The organism is Staphylococcus sp. HMSC34C02 (genome assembly GCF_001838705.1).
GTDB classification, from domain to species: domain Bacteria; phylum Bacillota; class Bacilli; order Staphylococcales; family Staphylococcaceae; genus Staphylococcus; species Staphylococcus borealis.
The window spans coordinates 1-21,513 of the sequence record NZ_KV838548.1; the positions used below are offsets into that span (position 1 = coordinate 1).

The 21,513-nt window shown below is 31.8% G+C and carries 23 protein-coding genes; 7 read left to right on the forward strand and 16 right to left on the reverse strand.

From position 1 onward, the window contains the following. Positions 1–647 precede the first annotated feature (647 nt). From perR to bcp, 3 genes are all read right to left on the reverse strand, one after another. Complete coding sequence (gene perR / locus HMPREF3239_RS00005; protein WP_053030348.1) at positions 648–1,100, reverse strand: peroxide-responsive transcriptional repressor PerR; 453 nt, start codon at positions 1,098–1,100, stop codon at positions 648–650. Between the two features lie 93 nt (positions 1,101–1,193). Continuing rightward, a complete protein-coding gene (locus tag HMPREF3239_RS00010; protein WP_070854215.1) occupies positions 1,194–2,144 on the reverse strand; it encodes an NAD(P)-dependent oxidoreductase in 951 nt (316 codons plus the stop codon). Positions 2,145–2,148: 4 nt separating this feature from the next. Continuing rightward, positions 2,149–2,604 carry a thioredoxin-dependent thiol peroxidase gene (gene bcp / locus HMPREF3239_RS00015; RefSeq protein ID WP_053030350.1) on the reverse strand — a complete coding sequence of 152 codons (456 nt, stop codon included), beginning with the start codon at positions 2,602–2,604 and terminating at the stop codon, positions 2,149–2,151. 81 nt (positions 2,605–2,685) lie between these two features. Here bcp and HMPREF3239_RS00020 point away from each other — a divergent pair, with 81 nt between their 5' ends. Both HMPREF3239_RS00020 and HMPREF3239_RS00025 read left to right on the forward strand, forming a co-directional pair. Beyond that, the gene (locus HMPREF3239_RS00020) at positions 2,686–3,975 is read left to right on the forward strand and encodes a glutamate-1-semialdehyde 2,1-aminomutase (protein ID WP_053030351.1); all 1,290 of its coding nucleotides are present in this window, start codon (positions 2,686–2,688) and stop codon (positions 3,973–3,975) included. A gap of 153 nt (positions 3,976–4,128) precedes the next feature. Further along, positions 4,129–5,223 (forward strand): FUSC family protein, encoded by a 1,095-nt coding sequence (locus HMPREF3239_RS00025; RefSeq protein WP_053030352.1) that lies wholly within the window; start codon positions 4,129–4,131, stop codon positions 5,221–5,223. Positions 5,224–5,275: 52 nt separating this feature from the next. Here the strand turns inward: HMPREF3239_RS00025 and HMPREF3239_RS00030 are convergent, their stop codons facing one another. From HMPREF3239_RS00030 to mutY, 3 genes are all read right to left on the reverse strand, one after another. Beyond that, positions 5,276–7,012, reverse strand: coding sequence for an ABC transporter ATP-binding protein (locus HMPREF3239_RS00030; protein ID WP_070854216.1), 1,737 nt, complete (start codon positions 7,010–7,012; stop codon positions 5,276–5,278). 163 nt (positions 7,013–7,175) lie between these two features. Then, on the reverse strand, positions 7,176–7,718 hold the full coding sequence (locus HMPREF3239_RS00035; protein ID WP_053030354.1) for a nucleoside tri-diphosphate phosphatase: 543 nt from the start codon (positions 7,716–7,718) through the stop codon (positions 7,176–7,178). 113 nt (positions 7,719–7,831) lie between these two features. After that, positions 7,832–8,878, reverse strand: a complete 1,047-nt coding sequence (gene mutY / locus HMPREF3239_RS00040) for an A/G-specific adenine glycosylase (RefSeq protein ID WP_070854218.1) — start codon at positions 8,876–8,878, stop codon at positions 7,832–7,834. A 144-nt stretch (positions 8,879–9,022) separates the two neighbouring features. Here mutY and HMPREF3239_RS00045 point away from each other — a divergent pair, with 144 nt between their 5' ends. Further along, entirely contained in the window at positions 9,023–10,000 is a 978-nt protein-coding gene (locus tag HMPREF3239_RS00045; protein ID WP_070854219.1) for a metal-dependent hydrolase, read from the forward strand. Positions 10,001–10,057: 57 nt separating this feature from the next. On the opposite strand, the gene HMPREF3239_RS00050 is transcribed toward HMPREF3239_RS00045, so the two are convergent. From HMPREF3239_RS00050 to HMPREF3239_RS12205, 7 genes are all read right to left on the reverse strand, one after another. Then, on the reverse strand, positions 10,058–10,849 hold the full coding sequence (locus tag HMPREF3239_RS00050; RefSeq protein WP_070854221.1) for a teichoic acid transporter: 792 nt from the start codon (positions 10,847–10,849) through the stop codon (positions 10,058–10,060). Between the two features lie 8 nt (positions 10,850–10,857). Then, the gene (locus HMPREF3239_RS00055) at positions 10,858–12,369 is read right to left on the reverse strand and encodes an ATP-binding cassette domain-containing protein (protein WP_070854223.1); all 1,512 of its coding nucleotides are present in this window, start codon (positions 12,367–12,369) and stop codon (positions 10,858–10,860) included. A 15-nt stretch (positions 12,370–12,384) separates the two neighbouring features. After that, a complete protein-coding gene (locus HMPREF3239_RS00060; RefSeq protein ID WP_070854224.1) occupies positions 12,385–12,699 on the reverse strand; it encodes a YfhH family protein in 315 nt (104 codons plus the stop codon). Then, on the reverse strand, positions 12,692–13,495 hold the full coding sequence (gene recX / locus HMPREF3239_RS00065) for a recombination regulator RecX (RefSeq protein ID WP_070854226.1): 804 nt from the start codon (positions 13,493–13,495) through the stop codon (positions 12,692–12,694). The genes HMPREF3239_RS00060 and recX overlap by 8 nt, the downstream gene beginning before the upstream one ends. Positions 13,496–13,689: 194 nt before the next feature. Next, positions 13,690–14,502 carry a monofunctional peptidoglycan glycosyltransferase SgtB gene (gene sgtB, locus HMPREF3239_RS00070; RefSeq protein ID WP_070854228.1) on the reverse strand — a complete coding sequence of 271 codons (813 nt, stop codon included), beginning with the start codon at positions 14,500–14,502 and terminating at the stop codon, positions 13,690–13,692. 273 nt (positions 14,503–14,775) lie between these two features. Beyond that, on the reverse strand, positions 14,776–15,294 hold the full coding sequence (locus tag HMPREF3239_RS00075; RefSeq protein WP_070854230.1) for a type 1 glutamine amidotransferase domain-containing protein: 519 nt from the start codon (positions 15,292–15,294) through the stop codon (positions 14,776–14,778). Between the two features lie 88 nt (positions 15,295–15,382). After that, positions 15,383–15,544, reverse strand: coding sequence for an SE1561 family protein (locus HMPREF3239_RS12205; RefSeq protein ID WP_107630250.1), 162 nt, complete (start codon positions 15,542–15,544; stop codon positions 15,383–15,385). A gap of 154 nt (positions 15,545–15,698) precedes the next feature. Between HMPREF3239_RS12205 and yfkAB the strand changes: the two genes are divergently transcribed. Next, a complete protein-coding gene (gene yfkAB, locus HMPREF3239_RS00080) occupies positions 15,699–16,838 on the forward strand; it encodes a radical SAM/CxCxxxxC motif protein YfkAB (RefSeq protein WP_176747930.1) in 1,140 nt (379 codons plus the stop codon). Positions 16,839–16,960: 122 nt separating this feature from the next. Here the strand turns inward: yfkAB and HMPREF3239_RS00085 are convergent, their stop codons facing one another. The 3 genes from HMPREF3239_RS00085 to HMPREF3239_RS00095 are packed head-to-tail and all read right to left on the reverse strand — an operon-like array spanning position 16,961 to position 18,997. Then, on the reverse strand, positions 16,961–17,494 hold the full coding sequence (locus HMPREF3239_RS00085) for an acyl-CoA thioesterase (protein WP_053030364.1): 534 nt from the start codon (positions 17,492–17,494) through the stop codon (positions 16,961–16,963). Between the two features lie 32 nt (positions 17,495–17,526). Further along, the gene (locus tag HMPREF3239_RS00090; protein WP_070854234.1) at positions 17,527–18,774 is read right to left on the reverse strand and encodes an aminopeptidase; all 1,248 of its coding nucleotides are present in this window, start codon (positions 18,772–18,774) and stop codon (positions 17,527–17,529) included. Positions 18,775–18,787: 13 nt separating this feature from the next. Continuing rightward, complete coding sequence (locus tag HMPREF3239_RS00095; protein WP_075108584.1) at positions 18,788–18,997, reverse strand: DUF1128 domain-containing protein; 210 nt, start codon at positions 18,995–18,997, stop codon at positions 18,788–18,790. A gap of 141 nt (positions 18,998–19,138) precedes the next feature. On the opposite strand from HMPREF3239_RS00095, the gene HMPREF3239_RS00100 reads away from it, so the two are divergent. The 3 genes from HMPREF3239_RS00100 to HMPREF3239_RS00110 all read left to right on the forward strand — a co-directional run bounded on the left by HMPREF3239_RS00100 (position 19,139) and on the right by HMPREF3239_RS00110 (position 21,293). Beyond that, positions 19,139–19,603: a low molecular weight protein-tyrosine-phosphatase gene (locus HMPREF3239_RS00100; RefSeq protein ID WP_070854236.1), complete on the forward strand. Its 465-nt coding sequence runs from the start codon at positions 19,139–19,141 to the stop codon at positions 19,601–19,603. A 5-nt stretch (positions 19,604–19,608) separates the two neighbouring features. Beyond that, entirely contained in the window at positions 19,609–19,893 is a 285-nt protein-coding gene (locus HMPREF3239_RS00105; protein WP_070854237.1) for a YtxH domain-containing protein, read from the forward strand. Positions 19,894–20,081: 188 nt separating this feature from the next. Next, the gene (locus tag HMPREF3239_RS00110) at positions 20,082–21,293 is read left to right on the forward strand and encodes a YihY/virulence factor BrkB family protein (RefSeq protein ID WP_070854239.1); all 1,212 of its coding nucleotides are present in this window, start codon (positions 20,082–20,084) and stop codon (positions 21,291–21,293) included. Positions 21,294–21,513 lie beyond the last annotated feature (220 nt).

Sequence of the window (21,513 nt, forward strand, 5' to 3'; positions counted from 1 at the left end):
CATATTGTCATTCAGTTTTCAATGTTCATTTAAAGCAATTACATTTATTAATTATACCAACAATCAATATCTAATGTCAAGAACTTTTTAAAATTTATTTTTAAATTTTTCTGTTCAAAACTTAATTGATTATTTCAACAAATAATATCTTATAATGTCTTGCTAAGTTTTTCAATAGTCAAAATTACACTTTCTTAACATTAAATTAATGATATTAATTTGCCGGAAAAGAAAGTTTACATTCGTTTTTGACGACTTTTATATAATATCAAGTTTAGAAATGAACGTCAATCATTTCTTCATAAGAATAATGACTAATTTTTCACATCTAATGTATTGTTTTGAATTAAGGGTATAATTTATGCATTTTATTGTTAATTTCATTTCGAATATTCAACTATAATGCCAATATTTCATTATATTTACTATATATTAAAGTCGCTACTTTGAAATTGCTACTACATATTAAGATCAATATAGGAAAGAGGCTGGGACATAATAAAATGTTCCAGCCTCTTTATCATTTAGGTAGTAGATAACTATTTTGAAAAGTGCTTATATAAAACTTTTATACTCCTAGTCATCTATACTAAGAGTAGACAACGAGTTTAATTCTTACTGACCTACTCCATTTAAACTTCTACTTATTATTCTTCTTTATCTTTGCATTCTTTACAGATACCATATATTTCCATACGGTGATGTGTTACGTCGAACTCTGTAATGTGTTGAGCAAGTTGTTCAACTTCATCAAGTTGTGGATAGTGGAAATCTACTATCTTGCCACATTTCTCACAGATAACGTGATAATGATTATGAGTATTAAAATCAAATCGACTTGATGCATCTCCATATGTTAATTCTTTAACTATGCCAATACTTTTAAACACTCTTAAATTATTATATATTGTCGCAACACTAATATTTGGAAAATCAGGTGAAAGTGCTTGATAAATTTCATCCGCCGTCGGATGTGAATGAGATGCAATAAGATAACGAATGATAGCTTGACGTTGTGGTGTAATTCTAACACCAGCTCTTCTAAGGGCTGCAATTGATTCTTCTAGTTCATGATCAATGGATTCTACTTCTGCACTCATTGTTTTCACCACTTTCTAGTTAATAATAATTATTACTTGATATTAATATAACTGTTTAGAAAGTATAATGTCAATAAGTACGAACCTTTTCCTTTAATAACCATGATATAAATCGACTTTATTCTCAATTACATCATTCTTATTGAGAAAATAGTCTAAATTCTTCTTAAAAAGTTTCGTTGCATCTCGTTTAATGTTTTTATCGTTACCACTGATATGCGCAGTTAGCGTTACATTATCTAACTTGTATAGCGCATTGTCTGGTTTCAATGGTTCATTTTCAAATACATCAATATAAGCATGTCGAATTTGATTCTGTGATAAAGCCTTTATGAGTGTTTTTTCATTTACAACAGTTCCCCTACCTACATTAATAAATAAACATTCATCATTCATAAGCTCAAAATGTTTCTCTAATAATAAATGATACGTTTCATTAGTTTCAGGTAAGGTGTTAATAATGATATCAGCTTTATTTAGATGCTTTTCAAGTTCTTCTATTTTATAAATACAGTCAAATCCTTCTTTGGATTTACCTGACCTACTAATTCCAACTATAGTCATATTAAATGGCTTAAGTAATTTAACGGTCTGTTGAGCTAATGATCCTGTCCCTAATATTAAAACACGTTCTCCGCTCAATCGCTTGCCAGTTAGTCTAGAGTCGTATACTTTATTGATTTGATTAATGTATGATGTACGCATTTTCTTATAGTCATCAAGTATGAATGCAAGAACAAACTCTGAAACTTGTTTTGCTTGCACACCTCTACTATTGGTTAAAATAATGTTTCTTTTCTTAATTGTTTCTAAGGGTAAACTATTTACGCCTGTTGCATACCAAGAAATCCATTTTAAATTTGGGCACTCATTAATGAAGTTTGCATCTACCCCACCATCATAACCAATCAATATATTCAATTCTTCCTTTAATGTTTTAGGTATGTCTTCGGCTTTTTTGAAAAAGTAAAATTCTAATTCTGGATAGTCACTTTTAAGTACTGATTCTATTTCTCCAAGTCGCTTTAAACTAACTATTTTCATGTTTTCACCCCAAAATTCGATTTAATTCTTCCATTTGTGTTTTAACTTTAACTTTTTCAATCACATCAATGATGATTCCTTCTTCATCTATTATAAAAGTTGTTCGTACAATTCCCATGGATTCTTTACCGAATGACTTTTTCAATTGGTAAACACCAACTTTTTCAGATAATACATAATCTTCATCTACTAATAAGTCGAAATTAAGATTATGTTTAGCAATAAAGTTTTGATGTTTTTTCTTAGTATCTGCACTAACACCATAAACTTGAACATCTAATTCATTAAATCTATCTAAATTATCTCTAAAATCACATGCTTCAGTCGTACAAGTTGGCGTATTATCACGTGGATAAAAATATAAAATTGTTTTGCTTCCTTTTATTGTTTCGTTTGTAATACATTCTCCATTTTGATTCTCTAATTTGAATTCTGGAAATTTGTCACCTTTTTTAAACATCCTATCACCTATTTCTTAATCGTATTAATTATATGATACGATAGTAATGAATAATATTAAAATAAGAGAGGTTGAAATAAGATGAAATTCACTGAGAGTGAACGTCTGCAACAATTATCAAATGAATATATTTTAGGTGGCGTTAATTCACCATCACGTTCATATAAAGCGGTAGGTGGAGGTGCACCTGTAGTTATGCGCGAAGGTCATGGCGCATACTTATATGATGTAGATGGCAATAAATTTATTGATTATTTACAAGCTTATGGCCCAATTATTACTGGTCATGCGCACCCTCACATTACAAAAGCCATTCAAGATCAAGCAGCTAAAGGTGTATTGTATGGTACCCCAACAGAGTTAGAGATTGAATTCAGTAAAAAATTACGTGAAGCAATCCCATCACTTGAAAAAATACGATTCGTTAACTCTGGTACTGAAGCAGTAATGACAACAATACGTGTTGCACGTGCTTATACAAAGAGAGATAAAATTATTAAGTTTGCGGGCTCTTATCATGGTCACTCAGACTTAGTGTTAGTTGCTGCAGGAAGTGGCCCATCACAATTAGGCTCACCTGACTCAGCGGGTGTTCCCGAAAGTGTTGCAAAAGAAGTGATTACAGTTCCATTTAATGATATTGAATCATATAAAGAAGCTATGAAACACTGGGGAAATGAAGTTGCAGCAGTATTAGTAGAACCTATTGTTGGTAACTTTGGCATGGTAGAACCACAACCTGGTTTTTTAGAAGAAGTAAATAAAATCACACATGATTATGGTGCATTGGTGATTTATGACGAGGTTATTACAGCATTCCGTTTCCATTATGGTGCTGCACAAGACTTATTAAATGTATATCCTGATCTAACAGCTTTCGGAAAAATCATTGGCGGCGGACTTCCAATTGGAGGCTATGGTGGTCGACAAGATATTATGGAACATGTTGCACCTTTAGGTCCTGCATACCAAGCAGGTACAATGGCCGGCAACCCACTTTCTATGAGAGCTGGTATTGCATTATTGGAAGTATTAGAGCAAGAAGGCGTTTATGAAAGATTAGACAAATTAGGCAAAAGACTTGAAGATGGCTTATTAAAATTGATAGAGAAACATCATATCACCGCTACTATAAATCGTGTATACGGTTCATTGACGCTTTATTTTACTAATGAAACGATTACGCACTATGAACAAGTTGAAAATTCAGATGGCGAAGCATTTGCTAAATTCTTTAAATTAATGCTAAATCAAGGTATTAATTTAGCACCTTCTAAATTTGAGGCGTGGTTCTTAACTACAGAACACACTGAAGAAGATATTGATGAGACATTAAAAGCTGCTGATTATGCATTTAGTCAAATGAAATAATCAACTGATGGCCTACAATAAAGCTGTTCAAATGTGAAGAACAGTTTTATTGTAGTTTTTTTATTAGAAACAAAAACTTGTATCATTTCAGTCTTCAAGTGTATACTAGTTTAAAATATTATTATCAAAATTATATTTAAAGGAGCGTTATAGTTGAGGCTAGGAGCTCGTATACTAAAGACTGGTATTGCAATTATTCTCGCTTTGTTTATAGCTTCTTTCTTACCTGATAATGTCGGATTAAAATCTGTAGCGGGCATTAGTGCGATTGTTGCTATGCAACCTAATATATATCGTTCCATCAAAACGATTTCAGAACAGGCTACAGGTAATGTCATTGGTGCTTTATTAGCAGTCATCATGGTAACCATTTTCGGTAAAAATATTGTGATTATGGGCGTCACTGTTATTTTATTAATTGCTATTTTATATAAAATAAATTTAGCTCATGTTGCTACACTTGCAGGTGTCACTGCCCTCATTATAATGGGGCAACATACCGGATCATTCTATGTAACAGCCGCTTTTAGATTTATTCTAGTAATGATTGGTGTCGTAAGTGCTTCTGTAGTTAACTTAATATTTTTACCACCTAAATTTGAAACCAAGATATATCACAACTCGGTAAATATTGCTTCTGATATATTTATTTGGTTTAAGCTTGTATTAAATGACGCTTCTGACTATCATCAGATAAAAGAAGATGGAGAACAAATTGAATCACGTATTTCAAAACTTGAACAGATTTTTAATTATTACAATGAAGAGAAAGCACTAACTAGAAAAGCAGCCTTCCAACAAAATAGAAAGAAAATTTTATTTAAAGAAGTTGTAGGTACAACCAGACAAGCATATGAAGTGCTTAATCGAATGGCTAGATATCAGAATGATCTTCATAACTTAAATTACAATTTGATTTTTCAAATCAAATTAGAATTAGATTCTTTAACAGCGTATCATGAACAAATTCTAAAGAGTTTGTCGAAAAAGGCGCGATATAATGTAGAACATTTTGATAATCAAATCATGAATCCTCAAAAGAAAGACCTAATGGATGCTTTTCAACAACAATTAATTCAAAATCCTTACCAAGTCGACTATTCTTATTCTAATATTATGCAAATTATTGCCACAATTGAAGAATATCGTTATTATCTAGAACATTTAGATCGTTTAAGATTAAGTTTCTTCACGTATCATCGAAATGATACTGAAATAGATATAGCCGATGAAGATTTTGACTTATAATAATAAGCGTTCACTGAATCGATAAAGTTCAGTGAACGCTTATTTATTATTATTATAAATTTTGTATACTATAGAGATGCTCATAAGCACCTTTTTTATCTATTAATTCCTGATGTGTGCCTGTTTCAACGATTTGACCGTTTTGCATTACAATTATCTTATCCGCATGTGTAATCGTTGAGAGTCTATGTGCAACAATAAGTGTTGTTCTATCTTTACTAAGCACATCTAACGCTTCTTGAATAATCGCTTCACTCTCTAAATCTAAAGCTGATGTAGCTTCATCTAATATTAATATAGGCGGATTATTTAAAAAGATTCTTGCAATTGAAAGACGTTGTTTCTGTCCACCAGATAGTTTAACGCCACGTTCCCCTACTTCAGTATCGTAGCCGTCATGAAGATTCATAATAAAATCATGTGCATTGGCCATTTTAGCCGCTTCAATTATTTCTTCTTCAGTAGCATCTGGGCGTCCTAATAATATATTTTCTCTAACTGTGTCTGAAAAAAGAATATTATCTTGCTGTACTAAACCAATTTGATTTCTTAAACTACCGGTTAAAAAGTCTTTAACATTGTGATCATCGATTCGTATTTCACCTTCAGTTACATCGTAGAAGCGTGGTATCAAGTTAATTAAAGTTGATTTACCACCACCACTCATACCAACAAAAGCTACGGTATCTCCTTTGTTTATATTGAGATTGATATTTTTTAATATTGTTGATTCATTTTCATTATATTTGAAACTAACGTTTTTCAATTCTATATGACCTTGTTTAATTTCAATAGGCTGAGCACCAATACCATTTTTTATATCATAATCTTCATCCATTAACTGAAATACCCTATCCATTGACGCAAAACTTTGAGTTAATGTTGTAAATGAAGCAACTAGTCTTCTTAACGGTCCAAATAATTGTTCTAAATAGCCAACAAAAGCTGCAAGTGTACCAACAGTAATTGAACCATTGATTGCTAGATATGACCCAAAGCCAATAACAATTATAGGTCCTAAATCTGTAACTGTATTAATCGCCGCAAATGAGTATGCATTCCATGACGTATGTTGAAATGCACGGTTTAAGAAATGTTTATTTTTATGGTCGAAATTTTTAGCTTCATTATCCTCAATTGCAAAGCTTTTAATTACTGACATCCCTTGTACACGTTCATGTAGAAATCCTTGTACTTCAGCTAATGCTTGCGAACGTTTACGTGTCAATTTTCTTAAGCGTCCAAAGAAGAAATAGACAGTGAGAATATAGAATGGGAAAATAATGATCGCCGCGAAAGTTAACTTCACGTCTAGGAAGAACATAATAGATAGTGCAATGATGATTGTTATGCAATCTAGCCAAATGTTCATTAAACCAGTTAATATAAAGTCTTTCGTTTGCTCAACATCATTAATAACTCTCGATATAACTTGTCCAACTTGATTATTTGCATAAAATCTTGCACTTAGCGCTTGCAAATGATCATATAGACGTTTTCTAATATCATATAGAATTTTGTTACTCGTCCATTGTGCAAGATATTGTCGTAGATATTCTATTGGTGGTCTGACAATTAAGAAAATAAATAACGCTATGCCGATAGCTACACTTAAATGTTGAAACTTTTCATTCGTTGAAAGTGCACTATTATTAATAACGCCATCAATTGCATATTTGATAAGTAGAGGAATTAACATAGGAATGCCGAATTTGATAATCCCAATAATTATCGTAGCTATTATTCGATATTTGTATGGTTTAACAAATTCTAAATAGCGTCGTATCATACTACTCCCCCCTATGATGATCACAATTATATTTTTTAAAAATTAATAGAGGTTGAAACTTTGATTCAAAACAATACGTTTGTATCATCAAAGTAAATTCAACCTCTTGTTATTATCACTCAAGTACTATAAAACAAATATGTAACAATTACATCTTTTATGCTTAATAATTACGGATTTTTTTATATCGCTCTTTCCAAACTTTTATAAAATCTGGAGCGAATGGTCCTTTTTTCTGTTCGATCCACTGTTGTAAAATATCTACATTACGGCGTAAAATAACATCTATATCATGTGGATAATTCATCTGATTCATGTGCTGTTCATACTCATCTTCATCTAATAAATGATATTTTCCATTAGGATATACCTTAATATCTAAATCATAATCAATATATTTCAAAGCTTCTTCGTCACAAACGAAAGGCGATGATAGATTACAGTAGTAATAAATGCCATCCTCTCTAAACATACAAATGACATTAAACCAATATTCTGAATGAAAATACACGATAGCTGGTTCTCTTGTAATCCATGTACGTCCGTCACTTTCAGTAACTAAAGTGTGATCATTCCCGCCAATAATCACATGGTCTGTGCCTTTTAAGATTGTTGTTTCAGACCATACTCTATGGATGTTACCGTCGTGTTTGTAACTTTGAATTTTTATATTTTCGCCTTCTTTAGGTATGGATTCTTTTACCATACTCCACACCACCCTTTTAGTAATTTTCGCACTTTAGATTATATCATATTTTTAAATAAGTCTTTACAGATGCGTTGTTATTTCCACTTAAGTTAATCACAAATTAGAATGTCTTAGCCGTTAATGTATTGGTATATCTTATCCATAGATACTGGTAACGTATATGCTTGTCGCTGATTTAAATCCATCCATTCCAGATGGTTATCTTCCATAAATGATTCTGACAGTGACACGGTCTCAATGGTACTATAGACACTAATATCCCAAGTCATATGTGTGAATTGGTGTTTAAGCTTAAATACAATATCCTCAGCTATCGATAAAGACAATCCTAATTTTTCTTGTAATTGTTCTAAAGCATTGGGTGTTTCAAACATTGGAAATTGCCACATGCCATTTAACAATCTTTCTTGACGTTGCGTCATTAAATATTGACCTTTGGCATTTCTAACTAAGAATACCGCTTGTTGAATAGTTTTTTTCTTAGTGTTCTTCGTTTTTACTGGTAATTCTAATACAGTGCCTTCTTTAAAAGCACGACAGTTCTCTTGAACTGGACAAAATAAACATAGCGGTTTCTTAGGTGTACAAACTAACGCACCTAATTCCATCATTGCTTGGTTAAATGTACCCGCCTCTTGATGCACATAAGGCTGTAATTCTTGTTCATAACTTTTTCTCGTGCTTTGCAACTTTATATCTCTTGAATCATTATTCAATCTAGACCATACTCTAAAGACATTGCCATCAACGGTTGCTAATGGCTGATTAAACGCGATGCTTAGAACTGCTGCTTGAGTATAAGGACCTACCCCTTTTAATTTCCCAAATTGTTCTGGTGTAGAAGGAACGACACCATGATATTCTGATGCTACTTCTTTCACAGCAGTATGAAAGTTACGTGCGCGACTATAATAGCCCAATCCTTCCCAATATTTAAGAACTTCTTCTTCATCTGCCTGACTTAAGTCCTCTATTGTTGGAAAACGTTGAATAAATCTGTGATAATAATCCACAACTGTTTTAACCTGTGTTTGTTGAAGCATTACTTCACTTAACCAGATATAGTATGGATTCGAAGTTTCACGCCATGGCATTTCTCTCTGATTCTTATTAAACCATTGTATTAAATTCCTTTTAAAAGTAGAATCGTTTATCATAATTATTTCCTTTCAATATGCTTTATTTACTTCACTAAGAGCACTTTATATTAAATGAACAGTATTTTAATATGTTTCTTAATTTCGTTATTCCAATTTTTAGATTATAATATATATTAAATTAACATGAAAAGAGTGAACGTTATGGATACAGCCACGCACATTGCAATCGGTGTTGGATTAACTGCTTTAGCAAGTCAAGACCCAGCTATGGCAAATACTATGGCAGCCACAGCCACAACCTTAATTGCAGGGTCATTAATTCCAGATGGCGACACCGTTTTAAAATTAAAAAATAACGCCACATATATTTCACATCATCGTGGTATCACTCATTCTATACCATTTACAATTTTATGGCCGATATTGATTACATTTTTGATTTACGTAATCTTTCCAGGCGTAGATACTACGCACATATGGTTATGGGCACAGTTAGCAGTATTTTTACATGTCTTTGTAGATATATTTAATTCATATGGTACCCAAGCACTACGCCCACTATCAAACAAATGGATTCAACTAAGTGTTATTAATACCTTTGATCCAATCATTTTTATCATACTTTGTTTAGGTATTGTGATTTGGCTTCTAGGTGTTCATCCATTTGCAGTGTTCTTTCCAATTATAGGTGTACTCATCATTTATTACATTGTTCGTTTCAAAATGCAAAGTATTATTAAGAAACAAGCATTAAGTCAAATTAAAGAACAACACAATCCTGTTAAAATTTTTGTAGCACCAACTATGAAATTTATGGAATGGCGTGTTGCGATTCAAACGGAAGAACATGATTATGTAGGTCGATCATTTGGTAGAAATGTTGTTTTTAGTGATAAAGTTAAGCGACAACCGTTTTCACCAGATACGTTATTGTGGCAAATCAAAGGTAATAAGGATATTAGAACATTTTTAAACTTTTCGTCTATTTATCGTTGGCAAACTCGAAAGCTAGACGATGATACTACAGAAGTTCGTCTGGTTGATTTACGTTATTTAAATAAAGGCCATTATAGCTTTGCAGCGATTGCACATGTCGATAATGACAACAATATTGATCATTCATACATCGGATGGGTTTTCACAGAAGAAAAATTACAAAAGAAATTATATTCTAAATAAACTTTTAAAAAGAGTGAACCAGAGTCATAATCTTATCTATGATTCTGGTTCACTCTTTTATTTATTTTTTGTAGCTATTGTATGAGATGAATATTTATATTTTGAGTGTGCAACATATCTCATTAACATAAAATTAACCGTACCTATAATTACCAAAATAATAACAAAATAGATATGGTAAGTAATGTTGTACAAATTTACTACACCATATATTGCAGAAGTCGCAATACCGTCAATTAAATAAAATAGTGGATTCAATTTTAGAATTTGAATCATTAAATTCTCATTTGCAGATGGAATAAATATGACAGGTATAATGAAAAAGCAAATAATTCCAATTAAAAAATATAACTTTGTCATATTCTTGTATATAATATCTAATAATCCTAGAGTAACGGATATAAATACAATAAATAAAACCATCATGATAAAAAATACGATAAATGCAATCAATGACTCATCGAAATTCACTGGCTTAAACAGTACGACAATCAATGTCAATATACAACAAATAAAACTTCCAAGAAGTGCATTTGCAATGGCTGTAACCAATGGTGTTGCTTGGAATGATTTCGTTATTAAATAATCTTGGCTGTACGCTTTAAAAGATTTAAATATCGTTGCTAATAGAGTAATAAATGTCATCATAGTAATGAGTCGATATAGCCACCTTGCTTTGCTAATATCCTCAATCCCTATAAAAGATAATGTCATTAGTGCAATCACTATTACAACTAATTGGGCAATTAATAGCATAGCAAACCATTTCCAAGTATCTATGATGCGTTGTTTTGTAAACTCAATTAGTGATGGAAAGCGTTTAATATATAATAAAAAGTTATCTATCATTTTTACACCTACAATTCAATGTATATCCACTTGCTATTTTTCATGTCTGCGATTAAATATCCATCCCCCGACTTAACAATCCATAAATCCTGTGTAATACGATATTTATCTTTGAGCTCATCTTTATTGACTATCGGAAAAACAAATCCAGTTAATTTATTTTGATCATTAAATAACATATCGATTGGTTGTTGTGTTACTTCAACAACATATCTCGAATCTTTATCTGGAACCAATGTCTTTTTAACTTGATCGTGTTTCTTATGTAAGTGGCTATTAAAATAATCTACATAATTACTGTAATTTGATTTCATATATGGAGATAGCGCTTTGAAAGAATGTGACTCATATAGTGCCGCCGGGTTAAAATATTCTAATTTATGTTTTGCTACCACATAATCTTTATCATCACTACTGACGCGATAACTTTTTGAGTTTTCACCTGTGATTGTTAAAAACGTATATTTAGGGACGTTGATATTAGAATCCCCTTTTAAAGTAATTGAATCCTCTAACACAATGCCATATGCAAGCTTTTCATCAAATGGGTCTTTATTCTCTACTTTCTTTTGCGCTTCAATAATTGGAACGTCAAAACGTCCTACATTATTAATCACTAATGCGCCTACAATGAATAAGCAAATTAAACTCGTAATTAAAATCGTCCAAAATCTTACAACAAAATCAGGTGCTTTCGCATGTCTATATCGTTCAACTCTTTTGAAATTATAGCTCATTTCTGGAAGTCTACTACGACTTTCTTTCCAATCTAAATCAAAATTAAGTTGTTCTTCATCATTTGCTATGCTCATTCTATCTTGCTCGTGCTCTTTAAATACAGGCAAAACTTGGTTTAGTGAGCCTTCCATACGTACTTGTCCATGTGAAATCCAAGCAACATAGTTACTTACTTTTTCAACTTTTGCCAAGTCATTATCTATAAATACTAATGACTTATTTTCACTAATATAGTCTTTTGATAATTTTTTTGCTTTTTCTAAAAAGGCTTCATCAAGATGTTCGATGATATGATTTAAAATGATTAAATCCTTTCGACATACGCGTGCAATACTCAAAATTAACTGTGCAAAATCTGAATGGCTAAGTGCATTAATATGAACCGAAGATTTATCATCTAAATGTGCGAACTTAATGATTTGATCAACATTATGAGAGGTTGTTTCATAAGAAAATAATCGTTGAACTTCAGTTACATACTGTCTTACAGTCATATGTATTAAATGTTTATCTTTTATGTCACCATAATACGTAGAAACCGATTGATTAATCTTACCTCTATCTGGCTTAATGTCACCAGCCATAATTCTACCTATTAAAGTTTTTGAAGATCCTGGTTCACCAATGATAGCTAATGCTTCCCCTTGGTATATATGTAGCGATATATTGTTTAATTCTATGTCTTCAGCGGCATAGCCAAATGGTAGATACCACTTTCTGTTTTTTTTACTTCTATAATAATGCGTGACATTGAGCATTTTTAAGATTATTGAACTTCCCATTCGTGTTACTTCCTTCTAAATTTTTAATAAAGCGAGTGGCAATCCTTCTTCAGGGGGCTTACTATTAATTCTATAGCCCCATGCAAACACACCTTTTAATCGTTCAACTTTAAAGTATTGCTCGCTTCCATCATTAAGTTTATACATTCTACCAAGTACAACTTTGGTACGATCAACTAAGTAACTTTCTGCAATAATGACCTTACTTTGATAAACATCATATTCATTCATTATGCCGTTCATTTCAGCTTTACGCATCTTTTCTTTATATATCTGTATTTCATGTCTTAATTCCTGTTCAGACATTTCACTTAGCTTTTTATCATTCATCTGAAATACCACTTTCTTCTAATTTTGCTTTAATTTTATCATATTTATAGCCTTTTCTCATAAGCGACTCTATCGTTTTCATTACTAATTGTTGTCCATCATATTTACGTTGTTGCTTTGTATAAATTTTTTCAAGATCTTTTTGTAACAGATCCTCCAACAAAGCTTCATCTTGTTCAAAATCTAATTCAGATATTGCTTGTTGTGCGATATCCATAGAATAGCCTTTTTGAATTAAGCTTTGAAGTACTTTTTGACGTACTTTAATTTCAGGACCTTTCTTCGTTCTCATAATTTTATTTGCAACATTTATAACCGCTTCAAATGGTTGTTCTTCTTCATAAATTTGAACATATGTATTGATAATCTTAGGTTCAATTCCAACTTGATATAATTTTTGTTTGTAAATTTCAGGACCTTTATCAGTAGTATGTATCATTGTATTTTTTAAGCTTTCAGCATAATCTTCATGATTAATATATGCCTCTTTATAACAATAATCTATAACTTGTTGAATCGCGGATGCACTAATCTCGTTTTTTTGTAAATGTTGTCGCACTTCTTTTTCAGTTCTCTTTTTATAAGATAAGTATTGTATAGCCATATTAATACCTAAACGGTAATGCTCATACTTCTGAATCTTCTCCATATCTGATGGCTCAACCATTTGCCCTTTTTTTAAATTAAATTTTACAAGTGTATTAATATCGATTCCCATTTCAAAAGCGCCGTCCAAGAATAAGTTAAATCGCTCTTTATTGTTCTTCTGTACTTCTATTTTAGTAATTTTAGGCAATTCCTCCACCACCTTTACTTTGATTTATATTAAAAATCAAACTATCTTGATTTATCTAACACACATTATTTTATATCACTTAACGCATTACACAAAATGTTTTACCCATAAAAAACCTCATAAAGGCTATTATTAAAATGGCTCCTTTATGAGGACTTACACAAATATACAATTTATTTTTTCAAGATGTACAATCAATAGTTATTTAATTGACTTAACGCTTCTTGATATTGACTATCTGAAATATACGCCTGCTGTTTCATCTTTTCGAGATTGGTTTTAATTCTATTTTTAAAATTGTCAGACATATCACTTATATCATAAACACTCGGTGCATTGACTTTACTTGCTAATATCGCACTTTGTAAGACAGTGATTTGAGGCATATTGCTATTATTCTTATCTACTGTTGTTCCAAAATAATAGTTCGCAGCACCCTCAATTGTATATTGATCACTACCATAATAAATGTTATTTAAGTAGAAACTCAATATTTCATTTTTACTATATTGTTGTTCTACTTTATGTGCTACAAACAATTCCTTTAATTTCCGAGTAAAGGAACGCTCATTGTCGTAATAATAATTCTTCACAGTTTGTTGTGTAATTGTACTTCCACCTTGAACGTCTCTATCACCTATGGTTGAGAATAATGCTCGTGTTGTTCCTTTGACGTCAAATCCATGGTGTTTATAATAACGTTCATCCTCCATCGAAATAAAAGCACCTTTTACATAATCCGGCATATTGTCTGAAGAAACATAATTACTTTTGTTTTCAATTGTTTTAAGGTCATCAACATTTGCTCTCGAAGATAAAAAATACATTAACCCAATAAACAATGCAAATATGATGATAAATATAATAAATATTCTTAAAAATATACGTTTACTTTTTTTCTTTTTAGGTGGTTTTCCTACAGGTTGATAATACGTATTGTAATGAGGTTCATTACGGTAATGTGAATGTCTCTCAGGCGAGTTGTTCATTCTTTGGCTTCTTTTCATGTGGTAGCTCCTTTACTAAAACTCACTCTATAACTGTGAGTTTAACAGTAGTTTTTAGATTAAGCTATACCTATCATGAAAAATCAGTCCCAAGGTGTATGAGAAAAGATTGTTTAAAGCCATTTTAGATCAATCGTTGACTAACATCCTAATCGCAATAAAAAAAGAACTGAGAGAAGCTTTACAGCCTCTTCTCAGTTCTATAACTTACACATTTGCTTTATAGCAACATGCATGTTTCAAATTAGTTTTAAGTCTATGAAACAATAAAATTTATGCTTGAAGTTGTTTAACAATTTCTCTATTAAAATCATCTAAGTCGTCTGGTGTACGACTTGTAACGATATTATTATCAACTACAACTGATTCGTCTACGACATTTGCACCTGCATTTGATAAATCTTTGCGTACATTTAATACAGCAGTAAGTGTGCGTCCATTTAAGTCATCTGTATCGATTAAAATTTGAGGGCCGTGGCAAATCGCAAAGGCTGGCACATCATTTTTAGTGAAGTATTTAGCAAATGTGCCATAACGACCTTCAGCATCACCGCGAAGATGGTCTGGTGAGAATCCACCAGGAATAAGTAGGCCATCGTAATCTTCTGGTTTTGCATCTGCAATACTTACATCAACAGTAACTTTTTCACCGTGTTTACCTACTACTTCTGCATTTGCAGTATCACCAATAATTTCAGTTTCGAAACCAGCTTCTTCAATTGCTTCTTTAGGGCTAGTTAATTCGATATCTTCGAATTCATTTGATAAAATAATTGCTACTTTTTTAGCCATTAGTCAATCACCTTTCTTGTTCGAATTATACTAATTATATAGACGAAATTAAGTGATATTAAACATACATAGATTAAAGTGTTTCAATTTATTTAGAAACTTGTTTAACTTTTTCTTCTAATTGGTCTAGTAATCCAATCCATTCATCTATATCTTCAACGCTTACTTCATCGGGATTTACATGGTCAATATCTTCTAAAAATTTTGATAATCTTGTTTTAATTTGTTCCATTGTTTGTTGTTCATTCATAACGATTTCTCCTTATTAATATATATTTATTAAACTATACGTTAGTTTTATCCTAACAGAATTTGACAAAAAGCGATATAATCTTAATAATGTTTACTGTACTTTTGCAACGGATTAAGGAATTTTTTTAAGTTTAGGAGTAATAAATATGTGGATGACAAATCAGAAAAAACCCATTTCAATTAACAACGATCCATGGGAAGCATACAACGATGTTAAAACACACGGTCAGTTAACACTAAGTAATATAGAGTTCACTACTACTACATTATGTAATATGAGATGTAGTCACTGTGCTGTTGGCTATACTTTACAAACTAAAGATCCAGATGCTTTACCTATGGATATCATTTATCGTCGTTTAGATGAAATACCTCACTTACGAACTATGTCAATAACAGGTGGCGAACCAATGTTCTCAAAAAAATCAATTAAAAACATTGTTAAACCACTGTTAAAATATGCACAAGATCGTGGTATATATGTTCAAATGAATTCTAATTTAACACTACCGCAAGATCGTTATTTAGATATAGCTGAATACATAGACGTTATGCATATCTCTCATAACTGGGGTACAATTCAAGAATTTACTGATGTAGGTTTCGGCGCAATGAAGAAGCAACCTCCTTTAAAAGCAAAATTAAAATTATATGAACAGATGTTAGAGAATGCAAGTACATTATCAAGTCAAGGTATGTTTGTTTCTGCTGAAACGATGTTAAATCAAAGTACATTACCTTATTTAGATAAAATTCACAATGAAATCGTCAATGACATGAAATGCAGTCGCCATGAAGTTCATCCAATGTACCCTGCAGATTTTGCAAGTCAATTAAATGTGCTTTCTTTAAAAGAAATGAAACAAGCGATTCATCATTTATTAGACATTAGAGATGAAAATGTATGGATGTTATTTGGTACATTACCTATTTATCCATGTATTAATGATGACAATGACCAAGCATTGTTACAGCGTTTACGCGATGCTAAAAATGTTACGACACGTAATGATCCAGATGGACGTAGTCGCCTGAATGTTAATGTCTTTAGTGGCGATGTGATTGTGACTGATTTCGGAGATGAAAATGGTACAATTTCAAATATTGAAACTGACAAATTAACAGACGTATTTAATAAATGGCTTACATCAGATTTAGCGCAATCACTCAATTGTCATTGTGAGGCATTTCACTGTTTAGGTCCTAACGTTCTAGTTAAAAACATGTACTATCCAAACACTGATTTCAGAAAAAATGAGATTGAAATGCATACTGAAAATATTTTCAGTTAAATCATTTCAAGCAAATATAATAAGCACCACATAAAATAAATTTACTCTAACATTATTTTATGTGGTGCTTATTTTTACTCTTTTAAACTATACTATCTATATTACAAGCCGCTTCACAAAGTTTAAATTTCTTCAATATGTTGCGCATTTGATAAAAATTCGATAGTACTTTTACTTTCTTCTCTTCTATCTTTACGACGTTGAACACGTTTAGGTGCACTTTCGTAAAACCATTTTTCAATTTTTGTTTCTGGATAAACATCTGGTACTTTGACTGGTTTCCCATTATCATCTAATGCAACGAAAGTAAGGAAACTTAAGGCTGCTAAATGCTTTTCTTTATTTAAAACATCTTCAATGATAATTTGTACACAAACTTCCATTGAACTCGTACCTGCATAACTGACCATTGCTTCATATGAAGTTATATCTCCTGTTTTGATTGGTCTTAAGAAATCAACCGAATCTGTTGAAGCTGTTACTACTTGTGCGTTAGCATGTTTCATCGCTGTAATAGCTGCTATTTCATCTATATTAGCCATCAATGATCCACCAAACATTGTGTGATGATGATTGGTGTCTTGAGGAAATACTTGCTTAGCTTTAAAACTTTTCGATTCAGACATTGATTTTCGATTATCTTGAGAATTTGACATGCGTTATACCTCTTTTATATTAATTTCTATTTTTATTGTGCCCAATTACCATTTTTAAACACTAATTCTTTAGAGCCATCCTGTTTAATTCCATAAATCGTTAAATCAGCACTACCTATCATGAAATCAACGTGCACATTTGAGTCATTTAAGCCACTGGCAACTTTTTCTTCAGTCGTCATTTCTGTACCACCTTCAACATTAAAGCCATATGCCGAACCAATAGCTAAATGGCACGATGCATTCTCATCAAAAAGTGTATTGTAAAAAATAGTATTACGATTTGAAATTGGAGAATCGTCAGGTACTAAGGCAACTTCACCTAATCGTTTAGACCCTTCATCTGTGTTAATCAGATCTCTAAGTACCTCTTCGCCTTTTTCCGCTTTGAAATCTACAATTTGTCCATCTTTAAATGTTAATGTAAAGCCATCAATAATTGTTCCATTATAACTTAGTGGTAATTTATTCGTCACGTATCCATTGACATTATTACGATCAGGAGCTGTAAAGACTTCTTCAGTTGGTATATTCGCTATAAATGCTTGTTGATTACCATTTACATAGCTTGTAGCATCCACCCATATATGCCCTTTAGGAAGACCAACGACTAAGTCTGTTCCTTCTGATTGATAGTGTAAGGCTTTATAATTTTTGTCTTGCATTTGTTTAGCATGTACACTTAAGTTTTCGATATGGTGCTTCCAATTTTCAATAGGATCATTGCCATCAATTCTTACGATATCAAATACTTCATCAATAAATTTCTCCAGTGCAGCTGTTTCGTCTAATTCTGGATAAACACGTTTCGCCCAATCTTTAGAAGGAAAGGCTGCAACTACCCATGGAAATTGATTCTTTTGACTTCCTTCCATATAACCTTTGAATGCATGACTATAACTCATTTGATATGCTTTCAGTTTTTCTGCATCTATACCGTTTAATAAGTTAGGGTCTCCGCTTAATAAAGCTAAATTAGCTGCACCACGATTAGCATAATCCATTCGTTCATCTACTTCATATGATTTTACAGCTTGATGTTCAAAATAATCGACCGATTCATATTCGAACTTAAGTCTATTTAATCTAGAATCAGCATATACAACTTTAACGTCGGAAGCCCCTGCTTTATAAGATTCTTCAACAATTAATCGCGTCAACTCGATAGCATCCACTGAAGATCTAATGAGCACAGGTTGTTTAGGTTGTACGTTCATGCCAATTTTTACTAATAATTCTGCATATTGTTGTAATTTCTCGTTATAACTTAATGAAGTCATATGCGCATCCTCCTTAATCTTGACGTAAGTTGCCTAATTCGTCAGCAATCGCTGTCACTTCACTTGGTGAAAAAGAATCTTTAGACATTACAAAATTGTATATTTCCTCTACATCTTGTTGATTGGCTTCTTCAAATTTATCGGGATTTAATAATCCTTGATTAACGATGTTTAACTTTTTTCTAATCTCTGCAATCATTTCTTTATTATTATTTTGAGTCACGTTATCACCTCTTTAATACAATATTTTATCAAAGTATGACGATTTAACAAACTTTTATCGAATAAAGTAATATTATGTCTTTATAAAATTTTAAAATAACTATAAAATGGTTTATATATAACAGATTAGGGGGAATAGAGTATGGTAGATATAGCATTTGTATGTCTTGGAAACATATGTCGCTCTCCTATGGCTGAAGCAATCATGCGTCAACGCTTGAAAGATAGACATGTTTCAGGTGTTAATGTTTATTCAAGAGGCACTGGCAAATGGAACCTTGGAGAACCTCCTCATGAAGGTACTCAAGATATTCTTAATCGCCATAATATACCTTTTGATGGTATGATTAGTGAGTTGTTTGAACCAAGTGATGATTTTGATTATATTATTGCCATGGATCAAAGTAATGTTGATAATATCAAAAACATCAATCCTAACCTAAAAGGAAAATTGTTCAAATTACTTGAATTTAGTAATATGGAAGAGAGTGATGTACCAGATCCTTACTACACAAATAATTTTGAAGGTGTATATGAAATGGTACAATCATCTTGTGATAATCTAATTGATTTCATCGTTAAAGATGCAAATTTGAAAGAGAGGTAAATGAAATGGAAAACAAATTAATTCCTGGTATTCTAATAGGTGCACTTGTTGGTGGCGCTGCTACGTTAGCAGACAAATCAACACGTAATGCATTAGTTCAATCTGTAAAAGATATTAAAGTAGGTAATCGTTCACGTAAACCTTCTAAATTTAATTCTATTAAAGACGAAGTTTTATATTGGAAAGATACAATTGAAGAAATTCGTCGTAATAATCCAGAATTAGAAAAATCAATTAAAGATGCGAAAGATACTTTCGTTAACCGTAAGAATAACCGCATTGGTCAATAATTGGTTGCTTACGATTGCTACATTGTCTAACATGTTAGTGATCATAAGCAATAACTAAAAGTGAATCATATCAATTTTGATTTTCACTCATAGTAAAGCGGGACAATGAAATCTTCTAATATAACAGGTTTCTGTCCCGCTTCTTTTACTTTTTATTTATGTATGTGGTTAAAGCAAAGGAGATTGTTATGTCAAAAGAAAATAAATCGAACTCAAAATATCTTAACTCTATTAAAGAAGAACAAGAGAAGAATCAAGATAAAATAAATGTTGATCGTACATATGTCGAACCACAAGAATTTCAATCTAAAGAACCCAAAAAAGATAATCAAGTCTTTTTTGTATCACGATTAAATAAACCAGCTAAATATACAAAGAAATCTAATTTTCTCTCATATTTAATCTATCGTATAGGAAAAGATGATGCATCAGGTTTGGCTGCACAAATGACTTATCATTTTGTATTAGCTATGTTCCCTATGCTGATCTTTTTATTAACTTTATTACCACTATTCAACTTAGATCAAAGCCAAATTACTGGTTTACTAAGTAACGCACCCGCTGACACGTCTAGTCTAATTCAAGGTGTCATTAGCGATGTCACTAAAAATTCAAGTGGTGGTTTACTATCTATCGGGTTAATCTTAGCAATTTGGTCAGCTTCTAATGGTATGACTTCAATCATGAACTCATTTAATGTTGCTTATGATGTAGAAGATAATAGAAACGGTATTCTATTAAAGTTATTAAGTGTTGTATTTACAATTGTGTTAGGTGTAGTATTTTTAGTAGCTATGGCACTACCAACAATGGGTTCAGTTATCGCTCATTTCTTATTTGGTCCCCTAGGATTAGATGATCAAGTCAAATGGGTTTTCAGTTTAATTAGAGTTGTACTTCCATTAATCATTATTTTGATTCTTTTTACAATTCTATACTCAGTAGCGCCAAATGTTAAAACGAAATTAAAATCTGTATTACCAGGGGCGATATTTACATCGGTTATCTGGTTAATTGGATCTTTCGCATTCGGTTTCTATATTTCTAATTTTGGAAACTATTCTAAAACATACGGCAGTATCGCAGGGATTATTATCCTTTTAATTTGGTTATATTTAACAAGTTTCATCATCATCATAGGTGCTGAAATTAATGCAATTATACATCAAAGACACGTGATTAAAGGCCAAACGCCTGAAGAAGCAGCATTAGACCATGATGATAATAACCAAAACCACTACAACGAAGATACAACTTATGAATATAAACAAACAGCAATTGGTAAAGATGAAAACTACAAAGTCGATAAAGATCCAGAAGATAAAAATGAAGAAGACGCTTCATTAACTGAGAAAATCAAAGATAAATTCACTAACAACGACGATGATACTAAGAAGTAATATTTATTAAATAAAAAGAGCCTGGGACATCATGCCTAGAGAAATAGCCAGTAAATGAGTTTTAAAAAAATTCATTTACTGGCTTCTTTATTTACAATACTCCGAATTGTTGGCTCGCAAGGCTCGTGCCTGTAGTCCTCTAAAGGCGATCTTAGATAGATATTCACTCACATAAGTTGCTTCGCTTTCCTGGGGTGCTGTCTCAGCCTGTAGTCTTCGA

Excerpts from the sequence above, each read along its gene's own strand:
- perR (WP_053030348.1), bottom strand. The coding sequence starts at position 1,100 with ATGAGTGCAGAAGTAGAATCCATTGATCATGAACTAGAAGAATCAATT.
- HMPREF3239_RS00010 (WP_070854215.1), bottom strand. The coding sequence starts at position 2,144 with ATGAAAATAGTTAGTTTAAAGCGACTTGGAGAAATAGAATCAGTACTT.
- bcp (WP_053030350.1), bottom strand. The coding sequence starts at position 2,604 with ATGTTTAAAAAAGGTGACAAATTTCCAGAATTCAAATTAGAGAATCAA.
- HMPREF3239_RS00020 (WP_053030351.1), top strand. The coding sequence starts at position 2,686 with ATGAAATTCACTGAGAGTGAACGTCTGCAACAATTATCAAATGAATAT.
- HMPREF3239_RS00030 (WP_070854216.1), bottom strand. The coding sequence starts at position 7,012 with ATGATACGACGCTATTTAGAATTTGTTAAACCATACAAATATCGAATA.
- HMPREF3239_RS00035 (WP_053030354.1), bottom strand. The coding sequence starts at position 7,718 with ATGGTAAAAGAATCCATACCTAAAGAAGGCGAAAATATAAAAATTCAA.
- mutY (WP_070854218.1), bottom strand. The coding sequence starts at position 8,878 with ATGATAAACGATTCTACTTTTAAAAGGAATTTAATACAATGGTTTAAT.
- HMPREF3239_RS00045 (WP_070854219.1), top strand. The coding sequence starts at position 9,023 with ATGGATACAGCCACGCACATTGCAATCGGTGTTGGATTAACTGCTTTA.
- HMPREF3239_RS00050 (WP_070854221.1), bottom strand. The coding sequence starts at position 10,849 with ATGATAGATAACTTTTTATTATATATTAAACGCTTTCCATCACTAATT.
- HMPREF3239_RS00055 (WP_070854223.1), bottom strand. The coding sequence starts at position 12,369 with ATGGGAAGTTCAATAATCTTAAAAATGCTCAATGTCACGCATTATTAT.
- HMPREF3239_RS00060 (WP_070854224.1), bottom strand. The coding sequence starts at position 12,699 with ATGAATGATAAAAAGCTAAGTGAAATGTCTGAACAGGAATTAAGACAT.
- sgtB (WP_070854228.1), bottom strand. The coding sequence starts at position 14,502 with ATGAAAAGAAGCCAAAGAATGAACAACTCGCCTGAGAGACATTCACAT.
- HMPREF3239_RS00075 (WP_070854230.1), bottom strand. The coding sequence starts at position 15,294 with ATGGCTAAAAAAGTAGCAATTATTTTATCAAATGAATTCGAAGATATC.
- HMPREF3239_RS12205 (WP_107630250.1), bottom strand. The coding sequence starts at position 15,544 with ATGAATGAACAACAAACAATGGAACAAATTAAAACAAGATTATCAAAA.
- yfkAB (WP_176747930.1), top strand. The coding sequence starts at position 15,699 with ATGACAAATCAGAAAAAACCCATTTCAATTAACAACGATCCATGGGAA.
- HMPREF3239_RS00085 (WP_053030364.1), bottom strand. The coding sequence starts at position 17,494 with ATGTCAAATTCTCAAGATAATCGAAAATCAATGTCTGAATCGAAAAGT.
- HMPREF3239_RS00090 (WP_070854234.1), bottom strand. The coding sequence starts at position 18,774 with ATGACTTCATTAAGTTATAACGAGAAATTACAACAATATGCAGAATTA.
- HMPREF3239_RS00100 (WP_070854236.1), top strand. The coding sequence starts at position 19,139 with ATGGTAGATATAGCATTTGTATGTCTTGGAAACATATGTCGCTCTCCT.
- HMPREF3239_RS00105 (WP_070854237.1), top strand. The coding sequence starts at position 19,609 with ATGGAAAACAAATTAATTCCTGGTATTCTAATAGGTGCACTTGTTGGT.
- HMPREF3239_RS00110 (WP_070854239.1), top strand. The coding sequence starts at position 20,082 with ATGTCAAAAGAAAATAAATCGAACTCAAAATATCTTAACTCTATTAAA.